This is a genomic window from Bradyrhizobium sp. P3_C3, from assembly GCF_056402655.1.
In genome coordinates, this window is the sequence record NZ_JBFUGY010000013.1 from 340,080 (window position 1) to 362,706 (window position 22,627).

Below are 22,627 nucleotides of genomic sequence, written 5' to 3' on the forward strand. Positions count from 1 at the left end.
GCGCTCGGCCGCGCCACGGTCAACATTGCAGTGCAGCGTTGCACTGCTGCCGAGTTTGGTCCATTGCAGTGCGGTCAAAAAGGCGGCGGCTGCCGGACCAACCAAGGACGTTCTCGATGAGCAAGAAACAATACCGGATTGCAGTCATTCCCGGCGACGGCATCGGCAAGGAAGTGATGCCAGAGGGCCTGCGCGTTCTGGAGGCAGCGGCGAAGAAGCACGGGGTGTCCCTGCATTTCGACCATTTCGACTTCTCGTCCTGGGACTATTACGAGAAGCACGGCCAGATGATGCCGGACGACTGGAAAGAAAAGATCGGCAAGCATGACGCGATCTATTTCGGCGCCGTCGGCTGGCCGGCCAAGATTCCGGATCACGTCTCGCTGTGGGGGTCGCTGATCAAGTTTCGCCGCGAGTTCGACCAGTATGTGAATTTGCGCCCGGTGCGGCTGATGCCCGGCGTGCCGTCGCCGCTGGCGAACCGCAAGCCCGGCGACATCGATTTCTGGGTGGTGCGAGAGAACACCGAAGGTGAATATTCCTCCGTCGGCGGCCGCATGTTCCCGGACACCGACCGCGAGTTCGTGACGCAGCAGACGGTGATGACCCGCATCGGCGTCGACCGCATCCTGAAATTCGCTTTCGAGCTCGCGCAGTCGCGGCCGAAGAAGCACCTGACCTCGGCGACCAAGTCGAACGGCATCTCCATCACCATGCCCTATTGGGACGAGCGCGTGGAGGCGATGGCGAAGAAGTTTCCGGGCGTGAAGTGGGACAAGTACCACATCGACATTCTGACCGCGAACTTCGTGCTGCATCCCGACTGGTTCGACGTCGTGGTCGGCTCGAATCTGTTCGGCGACATCCTCTCCGATCTCGGCCCGGCCTGCACCGGCACCATCGGCATCGCGCCATCCGGCAACATCAATCCCGAGGGCGGTTTCCCCTCGGTGTTCGAGCCGGTGCACGGCTCGGCGCCCGATATTGCGGGGCAGGGCATCGCCAACCCGATCGGCGCGATCTGGTCCGGCGCGATGATGCTCGAGCATCTCGGCGAGAAGGAGGCCGGCAAGTCGATCGTCGATGCGATCGAGCGCACGCTAGCCGAACGCACGCTGCGGACGAAGGACCTCGGCGGCAACGCCGACACCACCGCCTGCGGCAAGGCGGTCGCGGATATGGTGGATTGAGGCGGCAGATCTTCCCCTCTCCCCTTGTGGGAGAGGGTGGCTCGCCGCGTAGCGGCGAGACGGGTGAGGGGTCTGTCTCCGCAGAGACGGGCCTCTCGTCCGAGATTTTTTTCTTCGCGGAGAGAACCCCTCATCCGGCGCTTCGCGCCACCTTCTCCCACAAGGGGAGAAGGGAAGGGCAGCGGTGTTTTTGGCGCACCCTAGACATACGATTTCCGCGTTGGATCGAAGATCGGCGGATAGTCGTTCTCGTCGAGTAGATCGAGAAACGGATCGAGCCCCCTGGACTTGATCAGCCCGAGCTCCTGATGCGAGATCAGGTTCACGGTCAGGATCTCCACGGGATCGCTCGCGATCTCCAGCGCCTCGGCGATCTGCTTATCGGGGCCGATGATCGGTGTGAGAAACAGGAACGTCTGGAAGTCCGTTCCTGCAACCGGCGGACACGGCAGCGCGACGCGATGACCAAAACCGAACCAGGTCGTGTCGATGAACGGCAGATTGGCGAGCCAGCGCAGATTGGCGCAAACCTCCTCTGTCGGCTCCCGGACATACCACATCAGCTCGGCACGTGGCTTTGCGTCGCCATGCACCCCCGGCATTCGCTGTTCGCTCATGCCGTTGGTCAGAAGCACATAACCTTCGTCAGATCCCTCTTCGCACACCGGCACGAAATCGCGGCCAAAGGCGTGGATGTCGATGCGGCGCTCCGCGCTGTCGGTGAAGCTGTGCTCGGGCTCGCCAAGCTCGCTTTCATAGATCGCGAGCCGATGCCGGTAGAAGTCGGTTTCGGGTAACGGCTCGCTCGAGCCGGACATGAGCTTTGCAAGACGGGAGAACATGTGAACCTCGGGGGCGGATGTGGACCGGGATATTCGCGTTGTCGTGAGACGACGCGGGCCGGTTCAAATCCGCTCCACGAGTGCGGTGATGCTTCGCTTTAGTCCAGACCTCGTTGCGCGATAGTGCACTTGGCCGGGCTATCCTCAGCGATCCGCTTCGTTCCCGACTACCCCGCGATCTTCTCGATCGCCGCCTGATCCAGTCCGAACTTCGTCCCGGCCTCCAGGATTTCCTGCCACGTGGTCGGGTCGACCGGAATGCCTTCGGCCAGACGCTTCTTCCTGGTCTCGCGCTCGGGATCGCCGGCGATCTTCACCTTGTCGACGCCGGGAGCGGGCGGCGAGCCGGTGTGCCAGGCAACAAAACTCTCGACCTCGCTCGCAAGGTTGTCGCCGGTGCCGAGCTTGCCCGGATCGATGATGATCGAGAGCATGCCGTTGAGGACGTTGTACTTGCCGTCGGACGGGCCCTTGACCACCTGCCCGCCGGACAGCGCGCCGCCGAGGATTTCGCACACCAGTGCGAGGCCCGAGCCCTTGTGCTCGCCGAACGGCAGGATGGCGCCGTGCGGCGGGATCACGGTGTAGCGCGGGTTGGTGGTCGGCTTGCCTTCGTTGTCGATAATGGTGCCGGGCTCGAGTTCGACGCCCTTGTTGTGGGCGACGCGGGTCTTGCCCTGCGCGATCCTGCTGGTGGCGAAGTCGAGCACGATCGGGTCCTTGCCCCTGCGCGGGATGCCGACGCAGAACGGGTTGGTGCCGTGGCGCGCATCGCTGCCGCCCCACGGCGCCACGATCGGGCGCGAGATCACGTTGACGAAGTGGATCGAGACCAGCCCGTGGTCGATGCACTGCTCGGCCCAATGGCCGATGCGGCCGATGTGGTGCGAGTTGGAGAGGCCGACGAGACACACGCCGTTGCGCTTGGCGCGCTCTGCCGCCAGCTCCATCGCCTCGTGCCCGATCACCTGGCCATAGCCGGTGAGGCCGTCGAGAGTGAGGAGCGGACCGGTGTCGAGCACGATCTTGACGTGCGCGTTCACGGCGAGGCCGCCCGTGGTGACGCTCTGGACATAGCGCGGGATCATGCCGACGCCGTGCGAGTCATGTCCTCTAAGATTGGCCTCGACAAGGTTGGTGGACACGAGCTCGGCTTCGCGGTCCGTAGACCCACCCGCCTTGACGATGGCACGGACGACGTTGGTGAGAGGCTGTGCCTTGATGGTGCGATAGTCGGCCATTGTTGTTGCTTTTATCCCTTCACGATCCGGCGGCAATGGACCCATGCCGCTTCAATCAGGTTCTCGCTCGCTTCCGGCGTGCGGAAGGCCGAATGCGCCGACAGCGTCACGTTCGGCAGTTTTGTCAGCGGATGGTCGCCGGGCAGGGGCTCGATGTTGAAGACGTCGAGGCCGGCATGGCGGATGTGGCCGGACTTCAGCGCGTCGATCATCGCCTGCTCGTCGACGACTGCGGCACGCGCGGTGTTGATCAGGATGACACCGGGCTTCATCGCAGAAATCTTCTCGCGCGTGATCATGCCGCGCGTCTCATCGTTGAGCAGCAGATGCAGCGATACCACGTCGCTTCTGGCTAGCAGCGTGTCGAGATCGGTGAACTCGACGCCCGGGTGGCTCTTTGGCGAGCGGTTCCAGGCGATCACTTTCATGCCTGAGCCGACCGCAATGCGTGCGACTTCCGCGGCGATGCCGCCGAAGCCGATCAGGCCGAGCGTCTTGCCGGTGAGCTGCATGCCATCCTCGCGCAGCCAATTGCCGACGCGCATCTCGCGGTCCATCATCGCGATGACGCGGGCGGAGGCCCACATCAGCGCGATCGCGGATTCGGCGACGGCGGTGTCGCCATAGCCTTTGATCAGGTGCACGGAGATGCCGAGCTCGGCGAGCTCTTCCGGATTCATGTAGCTGCGCGCGCCGGTTCCGAGGAACACGACGTGCTTGAGGCCGGCGCATTTCTTCGCGACCTCGGTCGGCAGCGCGGTGTGGTCGACGATGGCGATCTCCGCACCATCGAGGACTTCAGGATATTGTTCGGGCTTGATGTCGGGATCCCTGTGGATCCGCACCTTGGGATCGCCGGGCTTCTCCAGCCGCTCCATGATCACGGCGAGAGCTTCGTTGGCGTCGACGAAAACTCCGCGCATGGCTCTCTCCGATCAGGACGCGACGCCGGCGATCGCCAGCACGGTATGCATCAGCACGTTGGTGCCCGCGGCGCAGTCGGGCTGCGTGGCGTCTTCCAGCTCGTTGTGGCTGATGCCGTCCTTGCAGGGCACGAACACCATCGCCGCCGGCATGACGGTGTTGAGGTTGCAGGCATCGTGGCCAGCGCCGGACGTGATGCGACGGGAGGAATAGCCGAGCGTCTTCGCCGCGTTCTCGACCGCCGCGACTAGCTTGGGATCGAAATGCGTCGGCGGCTTGCGCCAGACCAGGTCGATCTTGACCTCGACCTTGCGGCGCGCGGCGATCTCGGCAATGGCGGCGCGCAGATCGCGATCGAGCGCGTCCATGATGGCGCCATCCGCGCTGCGGCAATCCATGGTGAAGGCGATCTCGCCGGGAATGACGTTGCGCGAGGGATTTGCGATCACGGCCTCGCCGATGGTGCCGACTGCTTTCGGCCCGTGCTTCTTCGCGATGGCCTCCATCGCCAGCACGATTTCGGAGAGCGTCGCGAGCGCATCGCGCCGCAGCGGCATCGGCGTCGATCCGGCATGGCTCTCGAAGCCGGAAATCTTGCCGTCGTACCAGAGCACGCCCTGGCCGGAATCGACCACGCCGATGGTCTTGCCTTCGGCCTCGAGGATCGGACCCTGCTCGATGTGCAGCTCGACGAAGCAGCCGAGCTTCTGGAAGCCGACCGGCTTGTCGCCGCGATAGCCGATGCTGTCGAGCGCCTGGCTGACGGTCGTGCCGTCGATATCCTTGCGCGACAGGATGTCATCGGTGGTGAAATCGCCGACGTAAGCGGCGGAGGCCATCATCGCCGGTGCGAAGCGCGAGCCTTCCTCGTTGGTCCAGTTGACGACGCAGATCGGCGCTTCGGTTTCGATGCCTGCGTCGTTCAGCGTGCGGATCACTTCCAGCGCGCCGAGCGTCCCCAGAATGCCGTCATACTTGCCACCGGTCGGCTGGGTGTCGAGATGCGAGCCGATCCCGACGGGCAGCTTCGACATGTCGCGGCCCTTGCGCAGGCCGAACTGTGAGCCGAGCGCATCGGTGTGCACCTCGAGGCCGGCGTCCTCGCAAGCCTTGCGGAACCAGTCGCGCACCTGCTTGTCTTCGCTGCTCAGCGTCAGCCGCCGCACACCGCCCTTGGCCGTCCCGCCAAACTGGGCGGTCTCGTGGATGGAGCCCCAGAGGCGGGCGGAATCGATTTGCAGATTGGTGGCGGCTCGGCTCATGCGGTCGGTCTCTCGGTTGTCCGGCGCCTTTTTCAATGACGCGCCGGCGCGGACTCGTCAACCGCGAGGCTGCTCTGCGCAATCTGCCGTGCGAGCTCGGCGACGCGCTCCACCGCGACGACGTCAGGCGAGGCGAGCCAGCTCGCCGTGAATGTCAGCGGCGCTATGGCGAGATCGGTTTCGAGCAGTTGCAACCGCCCGTCGGCGAGCTCGTTCTCGACGATGGCGTCGGGGATCACGGCGATGCCGAGCCCTTCGACCGCCATATGGATGACCGTTGCCAGCGATGCGGACGCATGCAGCCGGATCGGCGGCAGCTCCGGCCGGTCGAAAACTTCGCGCACGACCTCGTAAGGCCTGGTCTTGCGCGGGAAGGTGATGATCGGAAACCGCGCGAGGTCGGCGCGCGTCACCGGGCCGTCGCCGAGCCCGAGCGAGGGGCTTGCGAGAAAGCCGATCGGATAATCCGCGAGCACGCGATTGTGGACGCCCGAGGCCGACAGTGGCCCCACCACGAAGGCAAGCTCGATCTCCTGCGCGAGCAGGCGCGCAGTGAGGTTCGGCGTGATGTCGACCTCGATCTCCAGCGACAGGTTCGGATAGACTTCGTTCATGCTCTTGACGAGCCGCGGCAGCCAGGTGTGCACGATGGTCTCGGCGACGCCGAGACGCATCACGCCGCGCATTGCGGAGCGATCGCCGATCTCGGCGATCATCGCCGCCCTCAGGCCGATCAGCTTCTCCGCGTAGACCATCATCTGCCGGCCGCTCGGCGTCGGCGAAGCAACGCGATGATCGCGGTTGAGGAGCTTTACGCCCATCTCGCGCTCGAGCTGGGCGATGCGCTGGGAGATCGCCGGCTGGGTCGTATTGAGCCGTGCTGCGGCGCCGCGAAAGCTGCCGAGCTTCACAACCCAAAGGAAGGTTTCGATCGACCTGAAGTCCAGCATGAGAAGGATTTTCCCGATCGATAAATCTAATTTATCAAGATCGATTAGAAAGGAAGATTAGACTTTATAGCATGCTTGGTGTTGGCTGTCTTTGTCGAGTTTATAGGCAGGTCGATCAAATGACTGTTTTGGTGGCAGCGCAGCAAACTGAAACGCCCGACACGCTCCCGAGCCGCCAGGCGCGGCTCGCCTATCGCGGCGGCCAGGTCGGATCTACTGCCGGCGTCGCCCCCGGCTTCGTCCAGGGCAATCTGGCGATCCTGCCGGCCGAATACGCCAGCGCCTTTCACCGCTTCTGCCAGCTCAATCCGAAACCGTGCCCGATCATCGGCATGTCCGACGTCGGCAGCCCGCACATCCCCGCACTCGGCGCCGATCTCGACATCCGCACCGACGTGCCGCGCTATCGCATCTGGCGCGACGGCGAGGTGGTCGACGAGCCGACCGACGTGACCAAGCATTGGCGCGACGATCTCGTGACCTTCGTGCTCGGCTGCTCGTTCTCGTTCGAAGAGGCGTTGCTCGACGAGGGCATGCCGATCCGCCACATCGAGCAGAACGTGCGCGTGCCGATGTACCGCACCAACATCGCCTGCGGCGAGGCCGGTCCGTTCGCCGGTCCCATGGTGGTGTCGATGCGTCCGTTCAAGCCGGCCGATGCGATCCGCGCGGTGCAGATCACCTCGCGTTATCCCGCCGTGCACGGTGCACCCGTGCATCTCGGCCATCCGCACCTGATCGGCATCAAGGACATCGCCAAGCCGGATTACGGCGATCCCGTGCCCGTCGCCGACGACGAGATCCCGGTGTTCTGGGCCTGCGGCGTGACGCCGCAATCGGTGATCAACGCCGCCAGGCTGCCGTTCGCGATCACGCATTCGCCCGGCCTGATGCTGGTGACGGATCTGAAGAACCGGAACATGGCCGTGATTTAGTAGGCAGCGTTTGCTGCTTCTTCGGGCTTTACCGCATCCATCAATCGCTCCATTCGATCAGTCGAAATTTAGTAACAGGGGACTTTGCCATGACGATCTCTCGCCGTGACGTGCTGCTTGGTGCCACAGCCACTGCCGCGCTGGTGCCGCTCGCTGCACGCGCCCAGACCTCCGAGGTCGTGATCGGCGTCATCTATCCGTTCTCCGGCGGCAGCGCGCAGCAGGGCGTCGACGCGCAGAAGGCCTATGAGACCGCGCTCGAGGTCATCAACAAGGACACCGATTTCGATCTGCCGCTGGCCAAGGGCGAGGGTCTGCCGGGCCTCGGCGGCGCAAAAGTCCGCCTCGTGTTCGCCGACCACCAGGCCGATCCGCAAAAGGGCCGCGCCGAGGCCGAGCGCCTGATCACGCAGGAGAAGGTCTCCGCGATCATCGGCACTTATCAAAGCGCGGTCGCCGTCACCGTCAGCCAGATCTGCGAGCGCTACCAGATCCCGTTCGTCTCCGCCGACAACTCCTCGCCGAGCCTGCATCGCCGCGGCCTCAAATATTACTTCCGCGCCGCCCCGCATGACGAGATGTATTCGGCTGCGATGTTCGACTTCTTCGATGCTTTGAAGAAGAAGGGCACCAAGATCGAGACGCTGTCGCTGTTCCACGAGGACACCATCTTCGGCACCGATTCCGGCAACGCCCAGGCCAAGATCGCCGGCGAGCGCGGCTACAAGATCGTTACCGACATCAAGTATCGCGCCAACTCGCCCTCGCTCTCGGCCGAGGTGCAGCAGCTCAAGACCGCCAATGCCGACGTGCTGATGCCGTCGAGCTACACCACGGACGGCATCCTGCTGGTCAAGACCATGGCCGAACTGGGCTACAAGCCGAACGCGATCGTGGCGCAGGACGCCGGCTTCTCGGAGAAGGCGCTCTATGACGCCGTCGGCGACAAGCTCGAAGGCGTGATCTCGCGCGGCACCTTCTCGCTCGATCTCGCGCAGAAGCGTCCCATGGTCGGCAAGATCAACGAGATGTTCAAGGCGCGCTCGGGCAAGGACTTCAACGACCTGACCTCGCGCCAGTTCATGGGCCTGATCATCCTGGCCGACGCCATCAACCGCGCCAAGTCGGCCGACGGCGAGAAGATCCGCGATGCGCTGGCCGCGACCGACATCCCGGGCGAGCAGACCATCATGCCCTGGAAGCGCGTCAAGTTCGACGAGGCCGGCCAGAACAACGACGCCGACCCGGTGCTGCTGCAATATATCGGCGGCAAGTTCGTCACCATCTTCCCGCCGCAGGCCGCGATCGCGGAAGCGATCTGGCCGATGAAGTAAGATTGGGAAGCGGGAGCTCGGGCGTAGCTCCCGCCCTCATCCTGAGGAGCGGGCGTAGCCCGCGTCTCGAAGGACGAGGGCTGGGCCATCCTTCGAGACGCGCGCTGGTGCGCGCTCCTCAGGATGAGGATCTATTTCGGGGGACGACTTTTGACAGCTCAAGCCATTATCCAGAGTCTCGCGAGCGGCCTTCTGATGGGCCTGCTCTACGGACTGATCGCGGTCGGCCTCGCGCTGATTTTCGGCCTGATGGACGTCACGAACTTCGCCCATGGCGAATTCCTGATGCTCGCGATGTACCTGTCCTTCTTTCTGTTCGCGTTCTTCGCGATCGATCCCCTGCTGTCGGCCCCATTGGTCGCCGCGGCGATGTTCGTGTTCGGAGCGGTGGTCTATCTACTCCTTGTACGCTTCGCCATGCGGGCCAAGGCCAATGCCGGCATGGTGCAGATCTTCACGACTTTCGGCCTTGCGATCGTGATGCGCGGCCTCGCGCAGTACTTCTTCACGCCGGACTATCGCAGCATTCCACAGTCCTGGCTCGGCGGTAAAACCATCTCGGTCGCCGGCATCTTCCTGCCCGAGCCGCAGCTCATCGGTGCGCTGGTCTCGATCGCGGCCTTCGCCGGGCTCTACCTCTTCATCCACCGCACCGACTTCGGCCGCGCGCTGGAAGCCACCCGCGAGGATCCCGGCGCCGTCGCGCTCGTCGGCATCGACAAGAACCGCGTGTTCGCGTTCGGCTGGGGCCTCGGCGCCGCGCTGGTCGGTCTCGCCGGTGCGATCATGGCGGTGTTCTTCTACATCTATCCCGATGTCGGCGCGTCGTTCGCGCTGATCGCCTACGTGACCGTGGCGCTCGGCGGCTTCGGCAGCGTGTTCGGCGCCTTCGCCGGCGGCATTATTGTCGGCCTGGTCGAAGCGGTGACCGCGCTGGTGTTGCCGCCATCGCTGAAGTCCGTCGGCATCTATGCCGTCTATCTCCTCGTCGTCTTCATCCGGCCGCGCGGCCTGTTCGGGTCGATGTGATGGACAAGGCTTTTGCAGCGCGGCGCCGCCGCGACCTCATCATCGCCGCCGTGCTGGCCGGGCTCGCAGCGCTGGCTCCGCTGTTGATCAAGGATGTTTACGTCCAGAACATCCTGATCCTGACCCTGATGTATGCGGCGCTGTCGCAGAGCTGGAACATCCTGTCCGGCTATTGCGGGCAGATCTCGCTGGGGCACGCGCTCTATTTCGGCATCGGCGCCTACACCACCGAGCTGCTGTTCACGAAGTTCGGCGTGCTGCCCTGGTTCGGCATGCTCGCCGGCGGCGTGATTGCGGCAATCATCGCAATGGGGCTCGGCTATCCCTTCTTCCGCCTGCGCGGCCATTACTTCGTGATCGCGACCATCGTCATCGCCGAAATCGGACTGCTCTTGTTCCAGAACTGGGAATGGGCGGGGGCTGCGATGGGAATCACCGTTCCCGTGCGCGGCGACAGCTGGCTGAAATTCCAGTTCATGCGCAGCAAGCTGCCGTACTTCTATTTCGCGCTGGTGCTGTGCAGCCTCGCCTGGTTCGTCACCTGGTGGCTGGAGGACTCCAAATGGGGCTTTTGGTGGCGCGCGGTGAAGGACAATCCGGAAGCGGCCGAGAGCCTCGGCGTCGTCGTGTTCAACTCCAAGATGGGCGCGGCCGCGGTCTCCGCCTTCCTCGTCGCCATCGGCGGTGCCTTCTATGCGCAGTTTCTCGCCTATATCGACCCTGAAAGCGTGATGGGCTTCCAGTTCTCGCTGCTGATGGCGTTGCCGGCCGTGCTCGGCGGTATCGGCACCCTCTGGGGTCCGGTGCTAGGGGCGGCCATCCTGATCCCGATGACGGAGCTGACGCGCTCTTATATCGGCGGCTCAGGCCGTGGCGTTGACCTCATCGTCTACGGCGCCCTGATCGTCGCGATCTCGCTGGCCCTGCCGCGCGGCTTGGTGAGCCTGTTCTCCCGTTCGAAGGCAAGAGGAGCCACGCGATGACTGCGCTCCTTGAAACCCGCGGCGTCTGGCAGCGGTTCGGCGGCCTCGTCGCCAACAGCGATGTCTCGATCTCGGTCGGCCGCGGCGAGATCGTCGGTCTGATCGGGCCGAACGGTGCCGGCAAGTCGACGCTGTTCAATCTCATCGCCGGCGTCCTGCCGCCGACGCAAGGGTCGATCTGGTTCGACGGCGAGGATGTCACCAACATGCCGGCGGCCGAGCGCTGCCAGCGTGGCGTCGGGCGCACCTTCCAGGTGGTCAAGAGCTTTGAGACCATGACTGTTATCGACAACGTCATCGTCGGTGCTCTCGTCCGCAACACCGTGATGCGCGAGGCACGCCGCAAGGCGCATGAGGTGCTCGAATTCACCGGCCTTGCCGCGCGCGCCGACGTGCTCGCGAGCGACCTCGTGCCGGCCGAGAAACGCCGCCTCGAAGTCGCCCGTGCGCTTGCGACCGAACCAAAGCTGCTGCTGCTGGACGAGGTCCTGACCGGCCTGACGCCGACCGAGGCGCAGACCGGCGTCGCGCTGGTGCGCAAGGTGCGCGATGCCGGCATCACCGTGTTGATGGTCGAGCATGTCATGGAGATCGTGATGCCACTGGTCGACCGCGCCATCGTGCTCGACCTCGGCAAGGTGCTGGTCGAGGGTAAGCCTTCCGACGTCGTCCGCGATCCCAAGGTGATCAGCGCATATCTGGGAGATCGTCATGCTGTCGGTGCATGAAGTCACGACCGCCTATCAGGGTCTGGTCGCGATCTCCGCGGTCTCGATCGAGGTCCAGAAGGGCGAGATCGTCTGCGTTGCCGGCGCCAATGGCGCGGGCAAGTCGACGCTGCTCAAATCCATTGCCGGCGCTGAGCGTCCGCGCTCGGGCACCGTGACGTTCGACGGCAAGCGTCTCGACGGCATGGCGCAGCATCACATCACCGCCACCGGCATCGCCTATGTGCCGGAGAACCGCCGCCTGTTCCCGCGCCTGTCGGTGCGCGACAATCTGCGCCTCGGCAGTTATCTGTACCGCGGTGACGCCGACCGCGAGGGGCCGCTCAATCTCGTGTTCACGCTGTTCCCGCGTCTCCAGGAACGTTTGGAGCAGCGCGCCGAGACGCTCTCCGGCGGCGAGCAGCAGATGCTCGCCATCGGCCGCGCGTTGATGACGCGCCCGCGGCTGCTGATGCTGGACGAGCCCTCGCAAGGCATCATGCCGAAGCTGGTCGACGAAATCTTCCAGGCGGTACTGCGCATCCGCGACGCCGGCATGACCGTGTTGATCGTCGAGCAGCGCATGGCCGAGTGCCTGGAGATCGCCGACCGCGCCTACATCCTGCAAACCGGCCGCGTGCTGATGCAGGGCCCGGCCGCGGAGATCAGGGGGAACCCGGACGTACGGAAGGCGTATCTGGGGCTTTAGCGACTGTTGCTATCCGCATCTCGCTTAGCCTCTGATGCGGCCATCAATATACGTTCTACGATTGCCTCGAACTCGTCTTTGCCGATGGGGTCCGTCTCGGCCATCTTGTCGTATGGTTTGATGGTCTTTGGCCACCAATTGTGATGTCGCCCAGCCTTATCAAGGACACGGGCCGCTGCCTCGACCTCCGCGTTAGTCGGTCGCGCTGCTGTGGTCGCCGCGTGCGGAGCGTGCGAATGCTCGTGCCCATGCTCCGGCAGCGTCACCCCGAACACCTTCACCAGATCCTTCACCTGCTCCGGCGACAGATACCGCGGGTTCATCCCGCGCAGCAGCAGGTACAGCTTCGCCGTCTCCTCCAGCTCCTCCGTCGCGAACACCGCGGCTTCCAGCGTATCACCGGCGACGACAGGGCCGTGATTTGCGAGCAGCACGGATGAATATTTGCCCGCCAGTCCCTTGATCGCATCCGCAACCGCGGGATCGCCGGGGCGGTAATAGGGCACAAGCGCAGTGGCGCCGCATTTCATCAAATAATAAGCCGTCATCGGCGGCAGCGCGGCGCGCGGGTCGATCTCGGGCAGCATCGAGAGCGCGACCGAATGGGTGGAGTGCAGATGCACGATCGCCCGCGCGCTTTCGCGCGTGTCGTAGAGCGCGGTGTGCAGCGGAACTTCCTTGGTCGGCGCATCGCCCGAGAGGAGGCGCCCCCGTGCGTCCAGCCGCGACAGTCGCGCCGGGTCGAGGAAGCCGAGCGAGGCGTTGGTGGGGGTGACGAGCCAACCCCCGTCGTGCATCTTTACGCTGATATTGCCGGAAGAGCCCGGCGTCAGCCCGCGCTCGAACAAGGACCGTCCGAAGCGGCAGATATCCTCACGCAGCCGGGTCTCGTTGCTCATAGCCGTCATGCCCGCTTGTCTCACGCTTTGGCAGCGCGGCCAAGCCGTGTTATTCGGATCAGTGAGCCGCCGCAAAGGGCGGCCGTCCAGGAAACGTTCGCAAGGGTCAGTTGCATGTCCGCCTCCACGTCACAAAATCAGCGTATCGCCGTCATCGGGCTCGGCTCGATGGGGTTCGGCATGGCGACCTCGCTGAAGCGCGCCGGTCATGCCGTGACCGGCTGCGACGTCTCGGCTGACGCGGTGGCGCGTTTCGTGAAGGACGGTGGCGCGGGCGCCAGCACGCCGGCGGAAGCGGCCAAGGGCGCCGACATCGTCGTCAGTGTCGTCGTCAATGCCGCGCAGACCGAGACCATCCTGTTCGGCAAGGATGGCGTCGCCGAGACCCTGCCGAAGGACAGCGTCTTCCTGTCCTCCGCCACCATGGACCCGGACGTGGCCCGTCGCCTCGCAAAGCAGTTGGAGGCGACCGGCCGTCACTATCTGGATGCGCCGATCTCCGGCGGCGCGCAGCGCGCGGCCCAAGGCGAGCTGACGATCCTTGCCTCCGGCAGTCCCGCTGCTTTCACAAAGGCACGGCCGGCGCTCGATGCCATGGCGGCAAAACTCTACGAGCTCGGCGATGCCGCAGGGCAGGGCGCCGCCTTCAAAATGATCAACCAGTTGCTCGCCGGCGTGCATATCGCCGCCGCCAGCGAAGCGATGGCGTTCGCCGCCAAGCAGGGTCTCGACATCCGCAAGGTCTATGAGGTGATCACGGCCTCCGCGGGCAATTCTTGGATGTTCGAGAATCGCATGCCGCACGTGCTCGACGGCGATTACACGCCGCGCAGCGCGGTCGAGATCTTCGTCAAGGACCTCGGCATCATCCAGGACATGGCGCGCAGCGCCCGCTTCCCGGTGCCGGTCTCGGCCGCCGCGCTCCAGATGTTCCTGATGACATCAGCTGCCGGCATGGGCCGCGATGACGACGCCTCGGTGGCGCGCATGTATGCGCAGGTCACCGGCGTAAAACTTCCCGGCGACAAGTAGAGCCAAGAGGATTCCGATGCCCCGTTTCGCCGCCAACCTCTCGATGATGTTCACCGAGGTGCCGTTCCTCGACCGTTTCGACGCCGCTGCGCAAGCGGGCTTCACCGCGGTCGAATTCCTCTTTCCCTACGAGCATCCGGCCGAGGTGGTTGGCGAGCGGCTCAAGCGCAACGGTTTGACGCAGGCGCTGTTCAACCTGCCGCCGGGCGACTGGAACGCCGGCGAGAAAGGCTTTGCTGCTCTTCCTCAGCGCTTCGCCGATCTCAAGGCGAGCCTGGAGACCGCGTTGCCTTACGCCAAGGCGACCGGTGTCAAGCGGCTGCACTTGATGGCCGGCATTGCCAATCGCGGCGAGCGCGTCGCGATCGAGGCGTTCTACAAGTCGGTGGCGTGGGCTGCGGAGTACTTCGCTCCGCACGGCATCGACATCGTGCTCGAGCCGATCAATGCGCGCAATGTGCCCGGTTACTTCCTCAACGATTTCGGCTTCGCGCGCGACCTGATCCAGGAGCTGAGACTGGCGAACCTGAAGCTCCAGTTCGACATCTATCACTGCCAGATCATCCACGGCGACGTCACGATGCGCCTGCGTGAGATGATGCCGATCATCGGGCACATCCAGATCGCCAGCGTTCCCTCGCGCAACGAGCCCGACGGCGAGGAGCTGAACTATCCATTCCTGTTCACCGAACTCGACCGGCTCGGCTATACCGGCTTCGTCGGTTGCGAATACAATCCGCGCGGCAAGACCACCGATGGCCTCGCCTGGTTCAAGCCTTATGCGGGAGTGAAGCCGTGACGCTCGCACTGGGTTGCATCGCCGACGACTACACCGGCGCCTCCGATCTCGCCAACACGCTGACGCGCGCGGGCCTGCGTACCGTGCAGACCATCGGCGTTCCCGCGGACGATCTCGCGCTGCCCGAGGTCGACGCCGTCGTGGTGTCGCTGAAGAGCCGCTCGATCGAGGCAGGCCTTGCCGTGTCGCGCTCGCGCGCGGCGGAGAAATGGCTGCGCGGCCGCGGGGCGCGCCATGTGCTGTTCAAGATCTGCTCGACCTTCGATTCCACCGATGCGGGCAATATCGGCCCGGTGATGGACGCGCTGCGCGCCGATAGCAGCGAGGCCGTCGTTCTGGTGACGCCGGCCTTCCCGGAGACCGGCCGCACGGTCTATCAGGGCAACCTGTTCGTCGGCACTGTGCCGCTGAACGAGAGCCCGCTCAAGGACCACCCGCTCAACCCGATGCACGATTCCAACCTGGTGCGGGTGCTGGCGCGCCAGAGCAAGACGCAAGTGGGCCTCGTCGATCTCGCCACCGTCACCCGCGGCGCGGAGGCCGTGCGGGCCCGGCTTGCCGAATTATCCGGCAAGGGCATCGGCGCCGCCATTATCGACGCCGTGTTCGACCACGACCTCGAGACCATCGGCCTCGTCGCGGCCCAGCTCCGGCTGTCGGTCGGTGCCTCCGGCATCGGCCTTGGCCTTGCCCGTGCGCTGGTCTCGACCGGCAAGGTCAAATCGGCCGCGTCGAGCGGAGAGACCGGTGCTGCCGTCGGTGGACCGGCGGCGTGCCTTGCCGGAAGCTGCTCGCAGGCGACCCTCAAGCAGATCGCGAGCGCGGAAAAGGTCATGCCGGTGCTTCGTCTCGACCCGGACCGTATTCTTACGGGAGACGGCGAAGCGCAGCGCGCGCTGGACTGGGCGAGGCCGCGATTGGCCGAAGGTCCGGTGCTAATCGCATCGAGCTCGACGCCAGATCAGGTCACAGCGCTTCAGGCGCGCCACGGCCGCGATGCAGCCGGTCACGCCATCGAGCAGGCGATGGCCGACATTGCGGAAAACCTAGTCAAATCAGGCGTCCGGCGGCTGGTCGTGGCTGGCGGCGAGACCTCCGGCGCCGTCGTCGATCGCCTCGGGATTCCCGGCTTCCTGGTCGGCGCGGAGATCGCTGCGGGCGTCCCGGTGCTGCGCGCCGTCGGCGCTGAAGCAGGCGATATGCTGCTCGCGCTGAAGTCCGGAAATTTCGGCGGGCCGGAATTCTTCGCGGACGCGCTTGGGCTCATGCGCTGAGCGCAGGGCGTTCTTAGCTGCCTGTTCATTTCTTTCAGGCTCCGTACTCGAACGGAGTCGTAGTTAACATCTGCTCAGTCGCTCTGTTGTCTGATGTCGGCGTCGCTCCTTTTGGTTGATTGTTAAGACCTCCCGGACGCGCGCCCGCGCCAGCACAACGAGACCCGATTATGTTCGCCACCATTTCCATTCGCGCCAAGATCATCAGTGTCGTGGCGTTCCTGCTGGTCGCGATGACCGGCATGGGCCTGCTCGCCGTCACGAAGATGCGGTCGATGAACGCCAACACCACCGACATCACCACGAGCTGGCTGCCCAGCGTCCGGGTGCTCGGCGAACTCCGCGCCAGCGTCATCACCTACCGCAACGTGGTCCGCCAGCACATGCTGTCCGAGACCCTCGAGGAGAAGCTCGCCAACGAAAAGACGGCCGGCACCGTCATCGAGGCGCTCGCCAAGTCCCGCAAGGCCTACGAGCCGATGATCACCTCACCCGAGGAGCGCCGGCTGTACAACGAATGGGCCAAGCTCTGGGACGACTACAAGAAGGGCACCGAAGACGTCATGGCGCTGTCGCGCAAGGAGGCCGGCAAGGTCCCGCATGACGCCCAGGAGCTGAACACCAAGACGGTCAACAAGATCGGCCTTGCGTCGGATGAGGTCCTGATGAAGGACATCGATCTCAACACCAAGGGCGGCGACCAGGCTGCCCAGGATGCCGCCGACAGCTATTTCTATGCCTTCATGCTGGTCTCGATCATCCTCGGCGCCGCCGTGATCATCGGCATCGGCGTCAGCTTCTACCTGGTCCAGGACGTCTCCGCCGGCATCAACTCGATCATCCAGCCGATGCAGGCGCTCGGCAAGGGCGACCTCTCCGCCGAAGTCCCGCATCGCGGCGAGAAGACCGAGATCGGCGCCATGGCCGACGTGCTCCAGATCTTCAAGGAAGCCTTGATCGCCAAGAAAGCCGCCGACGAGGCCGCCGCCGCCGATGCCGAAGCTAAGATCGAGCGCGGCCGCCGCGTCGACGGCATCACCCGCGATTTCGAAACGATGATCGGCGAGATCGTCCAGACCGTGTCGTCGGCCTCGACCCAGCTCGAAGCCTCCGCCTCGACGCTGACCTCGACCGCCGACCGCTCACAGCGGATGGCGACCACGGTCGCCGCGGCCTCGGAGGAAGCCTCGACCAACGTGCAGTCGGTGGCCTCGGCCACCGAGGAGATGGCCTCGTCGGTCGGCGAGATCAGCCGTCAGGTGCAGGAATCAGCGCGGATGGCGGGCGACGCCGTCGGCCAGGCCCGTGCCACCACCGAGCGCGTCAGCGAGCTCTCCAAGGCGGCCTCCCGCATCGGCGACGTCGTCGAGCTGATCAACACCATCGCGGGCCAGACCAACCTCTTGGCGCTGAATGCCACCATCGAGGCGGCGCGTGCCGGTGAAGCCGGCCGCGGCTTCGCGGTGGTCGCCTCCGAGGTGAAGGCGCTCGCCGAGCAGACGGCCAAGGCGACCGGCGAAATCGGCCAGCAGATCTCCGGCATCCAGGCGGCGACCAACGACTCGGTCGGCGCCATCAAGGAGATCTCCTCGACCATCGAGCGTCTCTCCGAAATCTCCTCGGCGATTGCGGCTGCGGTGGAAGAGCAGGGCGCAGCGACCCAGGAGATCGCCCGCAACGTGCAGCAGGCGGCGCAGGGCACCCAGCAGGTCTCCTCCAACATCACCGATGTGCAGCGCGGTGCGACCGAGACCGGCACGGCCTCCTCGCAGGTGCTTTCGGCAGCGCAGATGCTGTCCAACGACTCGAGCCGCCTCAAGACCGAGGTCAGCAAGTTCCTGACCAACGTCCGCGCGGCCTAAGCCGGGACACGCTCGCAGTTCTGAAGGCGGCGCCTGCGGGCGCCGCCTTTTTACGTGGGGGTGAGCCGCTTTCGTAATCTTCCGGCCGCAGGCTGCATATCTGGAATGCGATTTCGCAGTGCGATAGCAGGGAAGTGACCGGACGGGGCGGCGCCGTCGTTGGCCATTTCCGCGGTGTTCGGGTAAATCAGCCCTAGGAACCCGTGGGGCGTGTTCCCTGTCCCCGATTTGGAATTGCCTGACCAATGATTGCTCTGGTCCGTATTGCCCTGAGCCGACCCTACACGTTTGTCGTGCTCGCGCTTCTGCTCCTGATCATCGGGCCGCTTGCGGCCCTGCGGACGCCGACCGACATTTTTCCGGACATCCGCATCCCCGTGATCGGCGTGGTCTGGCAGTACACCGGCTTGCCGCCGGACCAGATGTCCGGCCGCATCACCACGCCGTTCCAGCGCGCGCTGACGACGACCGTCAACGACATCGAGCACATTACCGCCAACTCCTATAACGGCTTTGGCATCATCAAGATCTTCTTCCAGCCGAACGTCGATATCCGCACCGCCAACGCGCAGGTCACCGCGATCTCGCAGACGCTGCTGAAGCAGATGCCTCCGGGCGCGACGCCGCCCCTGATCCTGAACTACTCCGCATCGACCGTTCCGATCATCCAGGTGGCTTTGTCGGGCGATGGCCTGACCGAGCAGAACCTCGCCGATATCGGCATCAATAATCTGCGCACCCCGCTGGTCACCGTGCCCGGCGCGGCGATCCCGTATCCGTTCGGCGGCAAGCAGCGCCAAATCCAGATCGACCTCGATCCGACCGCGCTCCAGGCCCGCGGCCTGTCGGGCCAGGATGTCGCCAACGCGCTCGCAGCCCAGAACCTGATCACGCCGGTCGGTACCCAGAAGATCGGCCAGTTCGAATACAACATCCAGCTCAACAACTCGCCGCTGAAGATCGACGAGCTCGGCAATCTGCCGATCAGGACCGTCAACGGCGCGATGGTCTATGTGCGCGACGTCGCGACCGTGCGTGACGGCAATCCGCCGCAGACCAACATCGTCCATGTCGACGGCAACCGCTCGGTGCTGATGATGGTGCTGAAGGCGGGCGCGACCTCGACGCTCGATATCATCGCCGGCATCAAGCAGAAGGTGATCGACGTCAAGGACCAGCTGCCGGACGCGCTGAAGATCGGCTTCATCGGCGACCAGTCGGTGTTCGTCCGCGGTGCGATTCAAGGCGTCGCGATCGAAGGCGTGATCGCGGCGCTGCTGACCAGCGTCATGATCCTGCTGTTCCTCGGCAGCTGGCGCTCCACGGTCATCATCGCGGTCTCGATCCCGCTCTCGGTGCTCGGCGCCATCATCATGCTGTCGGCGATCGGCGAGACGCTCAACATCATGACGCTCGGCGGCCTTGCGCTCGCGGTCGGCATCCTCGTCGACGACGCCACCGTCACCATCGAGAACATCAACTACCATCTGGAGCAGGGCAAGCCGGTCGAGCAGTCGATCCTCGACGGCGCCAACCAGATCGTGACGCCGGCTTTCGTCTCGCTGCTGTGCATCTGCATCGTATTCGTGCCGATGTTCTTCCTCTCCGGCGTCGCCCGCTTCCTGTTCGTGCCCATGGCCGAAGCCGTGATGTTCGCGATGATCTGGTCGTTCATCCTGTCGCGCACGCTGGTGCCGACCATGGCGAACTATCTGCTGCAGGCGCACGTCCATCACGAGGGCGGCCCGCCGAAGTCGCGCAATCCGCTGGTTTGGTTCCAGCGCGGCTTCGAGAAGCGGTTCGAGCGCATCCGCGGCGGCTACCATAATCTGCTGGGACTGGCGCTGGTGCACCGCGCGGTGTTCGTGATCGGCTTCCTCTGCGTGGTCGGCGCGTCCTTCGCGCTGGTGCCATTCCTGGGACGCAACTTCTTCCCGGCGGTCGATGCCGGCAATATCCTGATGCATGTCCGCACCCAGGTCGGCACCCGCGTGGAGGAGACGGCCAACCAGCTCGCCGACGTCCAGAAGGCGATCCGCAAGCTGATCCCCGGCGAAATCGAGACGCTGACCGACAACATCGGCATGCCGATCTCCGGCATCAACATGACCTACAACAACACGGGCGTGATCGGCCCGCAGGACGGCGACATCCAGATCAAGCTGAAAGAGGGCCACAAGCCGACGGAAGAGCACGTGCGCGTGCTGCGCGAGCAGCTGCCGCGCCTGTTCCCCGGCGTCAGCTTCGCGTTCCTCCCCGCAGACATCGTCAGCCAGATCCTGAACTTCGGTGCGCCCGCGCCGATCGACCTGCAGATCCGCGGCGCCAACATCAATGCCAACTTTGCCTACGCCAACAATCTGCTGGCGAAGGTCCGCAAGATTCCCGGCGTTGCCGATGCGCGCATCCAGCAGTCGCCGAACAATCCCACCTTCAACATCGACGTCGACCGCACCCGCGCGCAATATGTCGGCCTGACCGAGCGCGACGTCACCAACAGCCTCGTGGTCAATCTCGCCGGCTCCTCGCAGGTGGCGCCGACCTACTACCTCAATCCGGACAACGGCGTGTCCTACTCGATCGTGATGCAGACGCCGCAATACCAGATCGACTCGCTCAGCGCGCTCCAAACGCTGCCGATTACGGCGACCGGCAATTCGCAATCGCCGATCCTCGGCGGCATCGCCGACATCAAGCGCTCGACCTCGAGCGCGGTGGTGTCGCAATACGACATCCAGTCGCTGGTGCAGATCTTTGCCACGACCTCGGGCCGCGATCTCGGCGCGGTCGCCGCCGACATCCGCCAGGTGATCGCCGACACCGCCAAGGACGTGCCGAAGGGCTCCTCCGTGGTGCTGCTCGGCCAGGTGCAGACCATGAACAGCGCCTTCACCGGTCTTCTGTTCGGCCTGCTCGGTGCCGTCGTGCTGATCTACTTCCTGATCGTCGTGAACTTCCAGTCCTGGTCCGATCCGTTCGTGATCATCACGGCGCTGCCGGCCGCGCTCGCCGGCATCGTCTGGATGCTGTTCATGACCGAGACGACGCTGTCGGTGCCCGCCCTGACCGGCGCGATCATGTGCATGGGCGTTGCCACCGCCAACAGTGTGCTGGTGATCTCCTTCGCCCGTGAGCGCTACGAGGAGCTCGGTGACCCGATCGCCGCTGCACTCGAGGCCGGGTTCGTCCGGTTCCGCCCGGTGCTGATGACCGCGCTCGCCATGATCATCGGCATGGCACCGATGGCCCTGGGGCTCGGGGAGGGCGGCGAGCAGAATGCGCCGCTTGGCCGCGCCGTGATCGGCGGCCTGATCTTTGCAACTTTCGCCACGCTGATGTTTGTTCCCGTGGTGTTCAGTATGGTACACAAGAAACAGGGCGCCAAAGCCGCCGCCCCATTGGAGACTCCGCATGTCGCCCACTGAACCCCGCTCCCCGGTGTCGCACCGGAAACTGGGCATCTTCGGCGTGGTGGCGCTGATTGCGGCAGGCCTCGTCGTCGGCACCGGCATTCGTGCCCGCGAGGAGCAGGGCTCCAAGCTGAAGGAATGGACCGACGATCAGGCCGTTCCCAGCGTTGCGGTGACCCTGCCGAACGCAAAATCCCTCAACGGCACCATCGACCTGCCGGGTCGGCTCGAAGCCTATTACCGCGCGCCTATCTTCGCACGCGTCTCCGGCTATCTGAAGAGCTGGAGCGTCGACATGGGCGCGCGCGTCAAGGCGGGGCAGGTGATCGCCGAGATCGAGGCGCCCGACCTCGACCAGCAACTGCTTCAGGCCCGCGCCGACCTCGCCAGCCAGCAGGCCAGTGCCAGGCTCTCGGAAGCAACGCTCAACCGGCGCAAGACGCTGGTCGCCTCCAACTTCGTCTCCGCGCAGGAGATCGACGAGCGCACCGCCGATCTCTCCAACAAGAACGCGGCCGTCCACTCAGGCCAGGCAAATGTCGAGCGGCTTGAAGCGCTGGCCGGCTACAAGAAGATCACGGTGCCGTTCGATGGCGTGGTCACGGCGCGCGATACCGACGTCGGCGCGTTGATCAATGCCGGCGGCGGCTCCGGCCCGGCGATGTTCGTGGTCTCCGACATCACCAAGCTGCGCGTTTACGTCAACGTTCCCCAGAACTACGTGCCTGCGATCAAGATCGGCGCCAAGGCCACCATGGTCATGCCGGAATACCCGAACCGGACATTCCAGGCGACGGTCGAGGCGTCTTCGCAGGCCGTCGACGTCGCCTCAGGAACCACCCGCATGCAGCTTCGGCTCGACAATTCCAACGGCGAGTTGATGCCCGGCGGCTATGCCAGCGTGAAGCTCAACCTTCAGCGCGACACCGCGCCGCTGAGCATTCCCGCCAGCGCCCTGATCTTCAACGGCAGCGGTCTGCGTGTTGCGACCGTCGGTCCCGACGACAAGGTGCAGTTCAAGACCGTGACCATCGCGCGCGATCTCGGCAAGGAGATTGAACTCGCCTCGGGCATCGCACCCGACGACCGCGTCATCGCTGCCCCGCCGGATGGTATTTCCGACGGCGACCAGGTTCGCGTCGTCGGCGGTGCCGGTGCCAAGGGCAAGCCGGCGACGGCGTCGGAGAAGCAGGCGCCGAAGGGCTAGGTTGATCTCGTAGGGTGGGCAAAGCGAAGCGTGCCCAC

At 64.8% G+C, this 22,627-nt stretch carries 18 protein-coding genes and 1 pseudogene; 13 read left to right on the top strand and 6 right to left on the bottom strand.

Going from position 1 to position 22,627, the window contains the following annotated elements:
• Positions 1 to 116 precede the first annotated feature (116 nt).
• Positions 117 to 1,190, top strand: a complete 1,074-nt coding sequence (locus tag AC1DW2_RS17825) for a tartrate dehydrogenase (RefSeq protein WP_477006769.1) — start codon at positions 117 to 119, stop codon at positions 1,188 to 1,190.
• 200 nt (positions 1,191 to 1,390) lie between these two features.
• On the opposite strand, the gene AC1DW2_RS17830 is transcribed toward AC1DW2_RS17825, so the two are convergent.
• The 5 genes from AC1DW2_RS17830 to AC1DW2_RS17850 all read right to left on the bottom strand — a co-directional run bounded on the left by AC1DW2_RS17830 (position 1,391) and on the right by AC1DW2_RS17850 (position 6,409).
• Positions 1,391 to 2,032 (bottom strand): suppressor of fused domain protein, encoded by a 642-nt coding sequence (locus AC1DW2_RS17830; protein ID WP_477006770.1) that lies wholly within the window; start codon positions 2,030 to 2,032, stop codon positions 1,391 to 1,393.
• A 167-nt stretch (positions 2,033 to 2,199) separates the two neighbouring features.
• A complete protein-coding gene (locus AC1DW2_RS17835) occupies positions 2,200 to 3,273 on the bottom strand; it encodes a malate/lactate/ureidoglycolate dehydrogenase (protein ID WP_477006771.1) in 1,074 nt (357 codons plus the stop codon).
• An 11-nt stretch (positions 3,274 to 3,284) separates the two neighbouring features.
• Complete coding sequence (locus AC1DW2_RS17840) at positions 3,285 to 4,196, bottom strand: NAD(P)-dependent oxidoreductase (RefSeq protein WP_477006772.1); 912 nt, start codon at positions 4,194 to 4,196, stop codon at positions 3,285 to 3,287.
• Between the two features lie 12 nt (positions 4,197 to 4,208).
• Positions 4,209 to 5,459, bottom strand: coding sequence for an allantoate amidohydrolase (locus AC1DW2_RS17845; RefSeq protein WP_477006773.1), 1,251 nt, complete (start codon positions 5,457 to 5,459; stop codon positions 4,209 to 4,211).
• A gap of 32 nt (positions 5,460 to 5,491) precedes the next feature.
• Positions 5,492 to 6,409, bottom strand: a complete 918-nt coding sequence (locus tag AC1DW2_RS17850) for a LysR family transcriptional regulator (protein ID WP_071915762.1) — start codon at positions 6,407 to 6,409, stop codon at positions 5,492 to 5,494.
• Between the two features lie 119 nt (positions 6,410 to 6,528).
• Here AC1DW2_RS17850 and AC1DW2_RS17855 point away from each other — a divergent pair, with 119 nt between their 5' ends.
• The 6 genes from AC1DW2_RS17855 (at position 6,529) to AC1DW2_RS17880 (ending at position 12,106) form a co-directional block, all read left to right on the top strand.
• Complete coding sequence (locus AC1DW2_RS17855; protein ID WP_477006774.1) at positions 6,529 to 7,344, top strand: putative hydro-lyase; 816 nt, start codon at positions 6,529 to 6,531, stop codon at positions 7,342 to 7,344.
• An 89-nt stretch (positions 7,345 to 7,433) separates the two neighbouring features.
• Positions 7,434 to 8,678, top strand: coding sequence for an ABC transporter substrate-binding protein (locus AC1DW2_RS17860; protein WP_445220840.1), 1,245 nt, complete (start codon positions 7,434 to 7,436; stop codon positions 8,676 to 8,678).
• Positions 8,679 to 8,828: 150 nt separating this feature from the next.
• Positions 8,829 to 9,707: a branched-chain amino acid ABC transporter permease gene (locus tag AC1DW2_RS17865; protein ID WP_063984700.1), complete on the top strand. Its 879-nt coding sequence runs from the start codon at positions 8,829 to 8,831 to the stop codon at positions 9,705 to 9,707.
• On the top strand, positions 9,707 to 10,690 hold the full coding sequence (locus tag AC1DW2_RS17870; protein WP_063984699.1) for a branched-chain amino acid ABC transporter permease: 984 nt from the start codon (positions 9,707 to 9,709) through the stop codon (positions 10,688 to 10,690). The genes AC1DW2_RS17865 and AC1DW2_RS17870 overlap by 1 nt, the downstream gene beginning before the upstream one ends.
• Positions 10,687 to 11,418: an ABC transporter ATP-binding protein gene (locus tag AC1DW2_RS17875; RefSeq protein ID WP_028146884.1), complete on the top strand. Its 732-nt coding sequence runs from the start codon at positions 10,687 to 10,689 to the stop codon at positions 11,416 to 11,418. Before AC1DW2_RS17870 ends, AC1DW2_RS17875 begins: the two co-directional genes overlap by 4 nt.
• Positions 11,402 to 12,106 carry an ABC transporter ATP-binding protein gene (locus AC1DW2_RS17880; RefSeq protein ID WP_085403940.1) on the top strand — a complete coding sequence of 235 codons (705 nt, stop codon included), beginning with the start codon at positions 11,402 to 11,404 and terminating at the stop codon, positions 12,104 to 12,106. The genes AC1DW2_RS17875 and AC1DW2_RS17880 overlap by 17 nt, the downstream gene beginning before the upstream one ends.
• A 236-nt stretch (positions 12,107 to 12,342) precedes the next feature.
• On the opposite strand, the pseudogene otnC reads toward AC1DW2_RS17880, so the two are convergent.
• Positions 12,343 to 13,014 (bottom strand): annotated as a pseudogene (gene otnC / locus AC1DW2_RS17885) (3-oxo-tetronate 4-phosphate decarboxylase); the annotation flags it as partial.
• Between otnC and ltnD the strand changes: the two are divergent.
• The 6 genes from ltnD to AC1DW2_RS17915 all read left to right on the top strand — a co-directional run bounded on the left by ltnD (position 12,898) and on the right by AC1DW2_RS17915 (position 22,589).
• Entirely contained in the window at positions 12,898 to 14,037 is a 1,140-nt protein-coding gene (ltnD, locus tag AC1DW2_RS17890; protein ID WP_477006775.1) for an L-threonate dehydrogenase, read from the top strand. The pseudogene otnC and the gene ltnD overlap by 117 nt on opposite strands.
• Before the next feature lie 16 nt (positions 14,038 to 14,053).
• Entirely contained in the window at positions 14,054 to 14,836 is a 783-nt protein-coding gene (gene otnI, locus AC1DW2_RS17895) for a 2-oxo-tetronate isomerase (protein ID WP_477006776.1), read from the top strand.
• A complete protein-coding gene (otnK, locus tag AC1DW2_RS17900) occupies positions 14,833 to 16,110 on the top strand; it encodes a 3-oxo-tetronate kinase (RefSeq protein ID WP_477006777.1) in 1,278 nt (425 codons plus the stop codon). The genes otnI and otnK overlap by 4 nt, the downstream gene beginning before the upstream one ends.
• A gap of 170 nt (positions 16,111 to 16,280) precedes the next feature.
• Positions 16,281 to 17,972 (top strand): methyl-accepting chemotaxis protein, encoded by a 1,692-nt coding sequence (locus AC1DW2_RS17905; RefSeq protein WP_063984694.1) that lies wholly within the window; start codon positions 16,281 to 16,283, stop codon positions 17,970 to 17,972.
• Positions 17,973 to 18,217: 245 nt separating this feature from the next.
• Positions 18,218 to 21,397, top strand: coding sequence for an efflux RND transporter permease subunit (locus AC1DW2_RS17910; RefSeq protein WP_477006778.1), 3,180 nt, complete (start codon positions 18,218 to 18,220; stop codon positions 21,395 to 21,397).
• Positions 21,384 to 22,589, top strand: a complete 1,206-nt coding sequence (locus AC1DW2_RS17915; protein WP_247308143.1) for an efflux RND transporter periplasmic adaptor subunit — start codon at positions 21,384 to 21,386, stop codon at positions 22,587 to 22,589. Before AC1DW2_RS17910 ends, AC1DW2_RS17915 begins: the two co-directional genes overlap by 14 nt.
• Positions 22,590 to 22,627 lie beyond the last annotated feature (38 nt).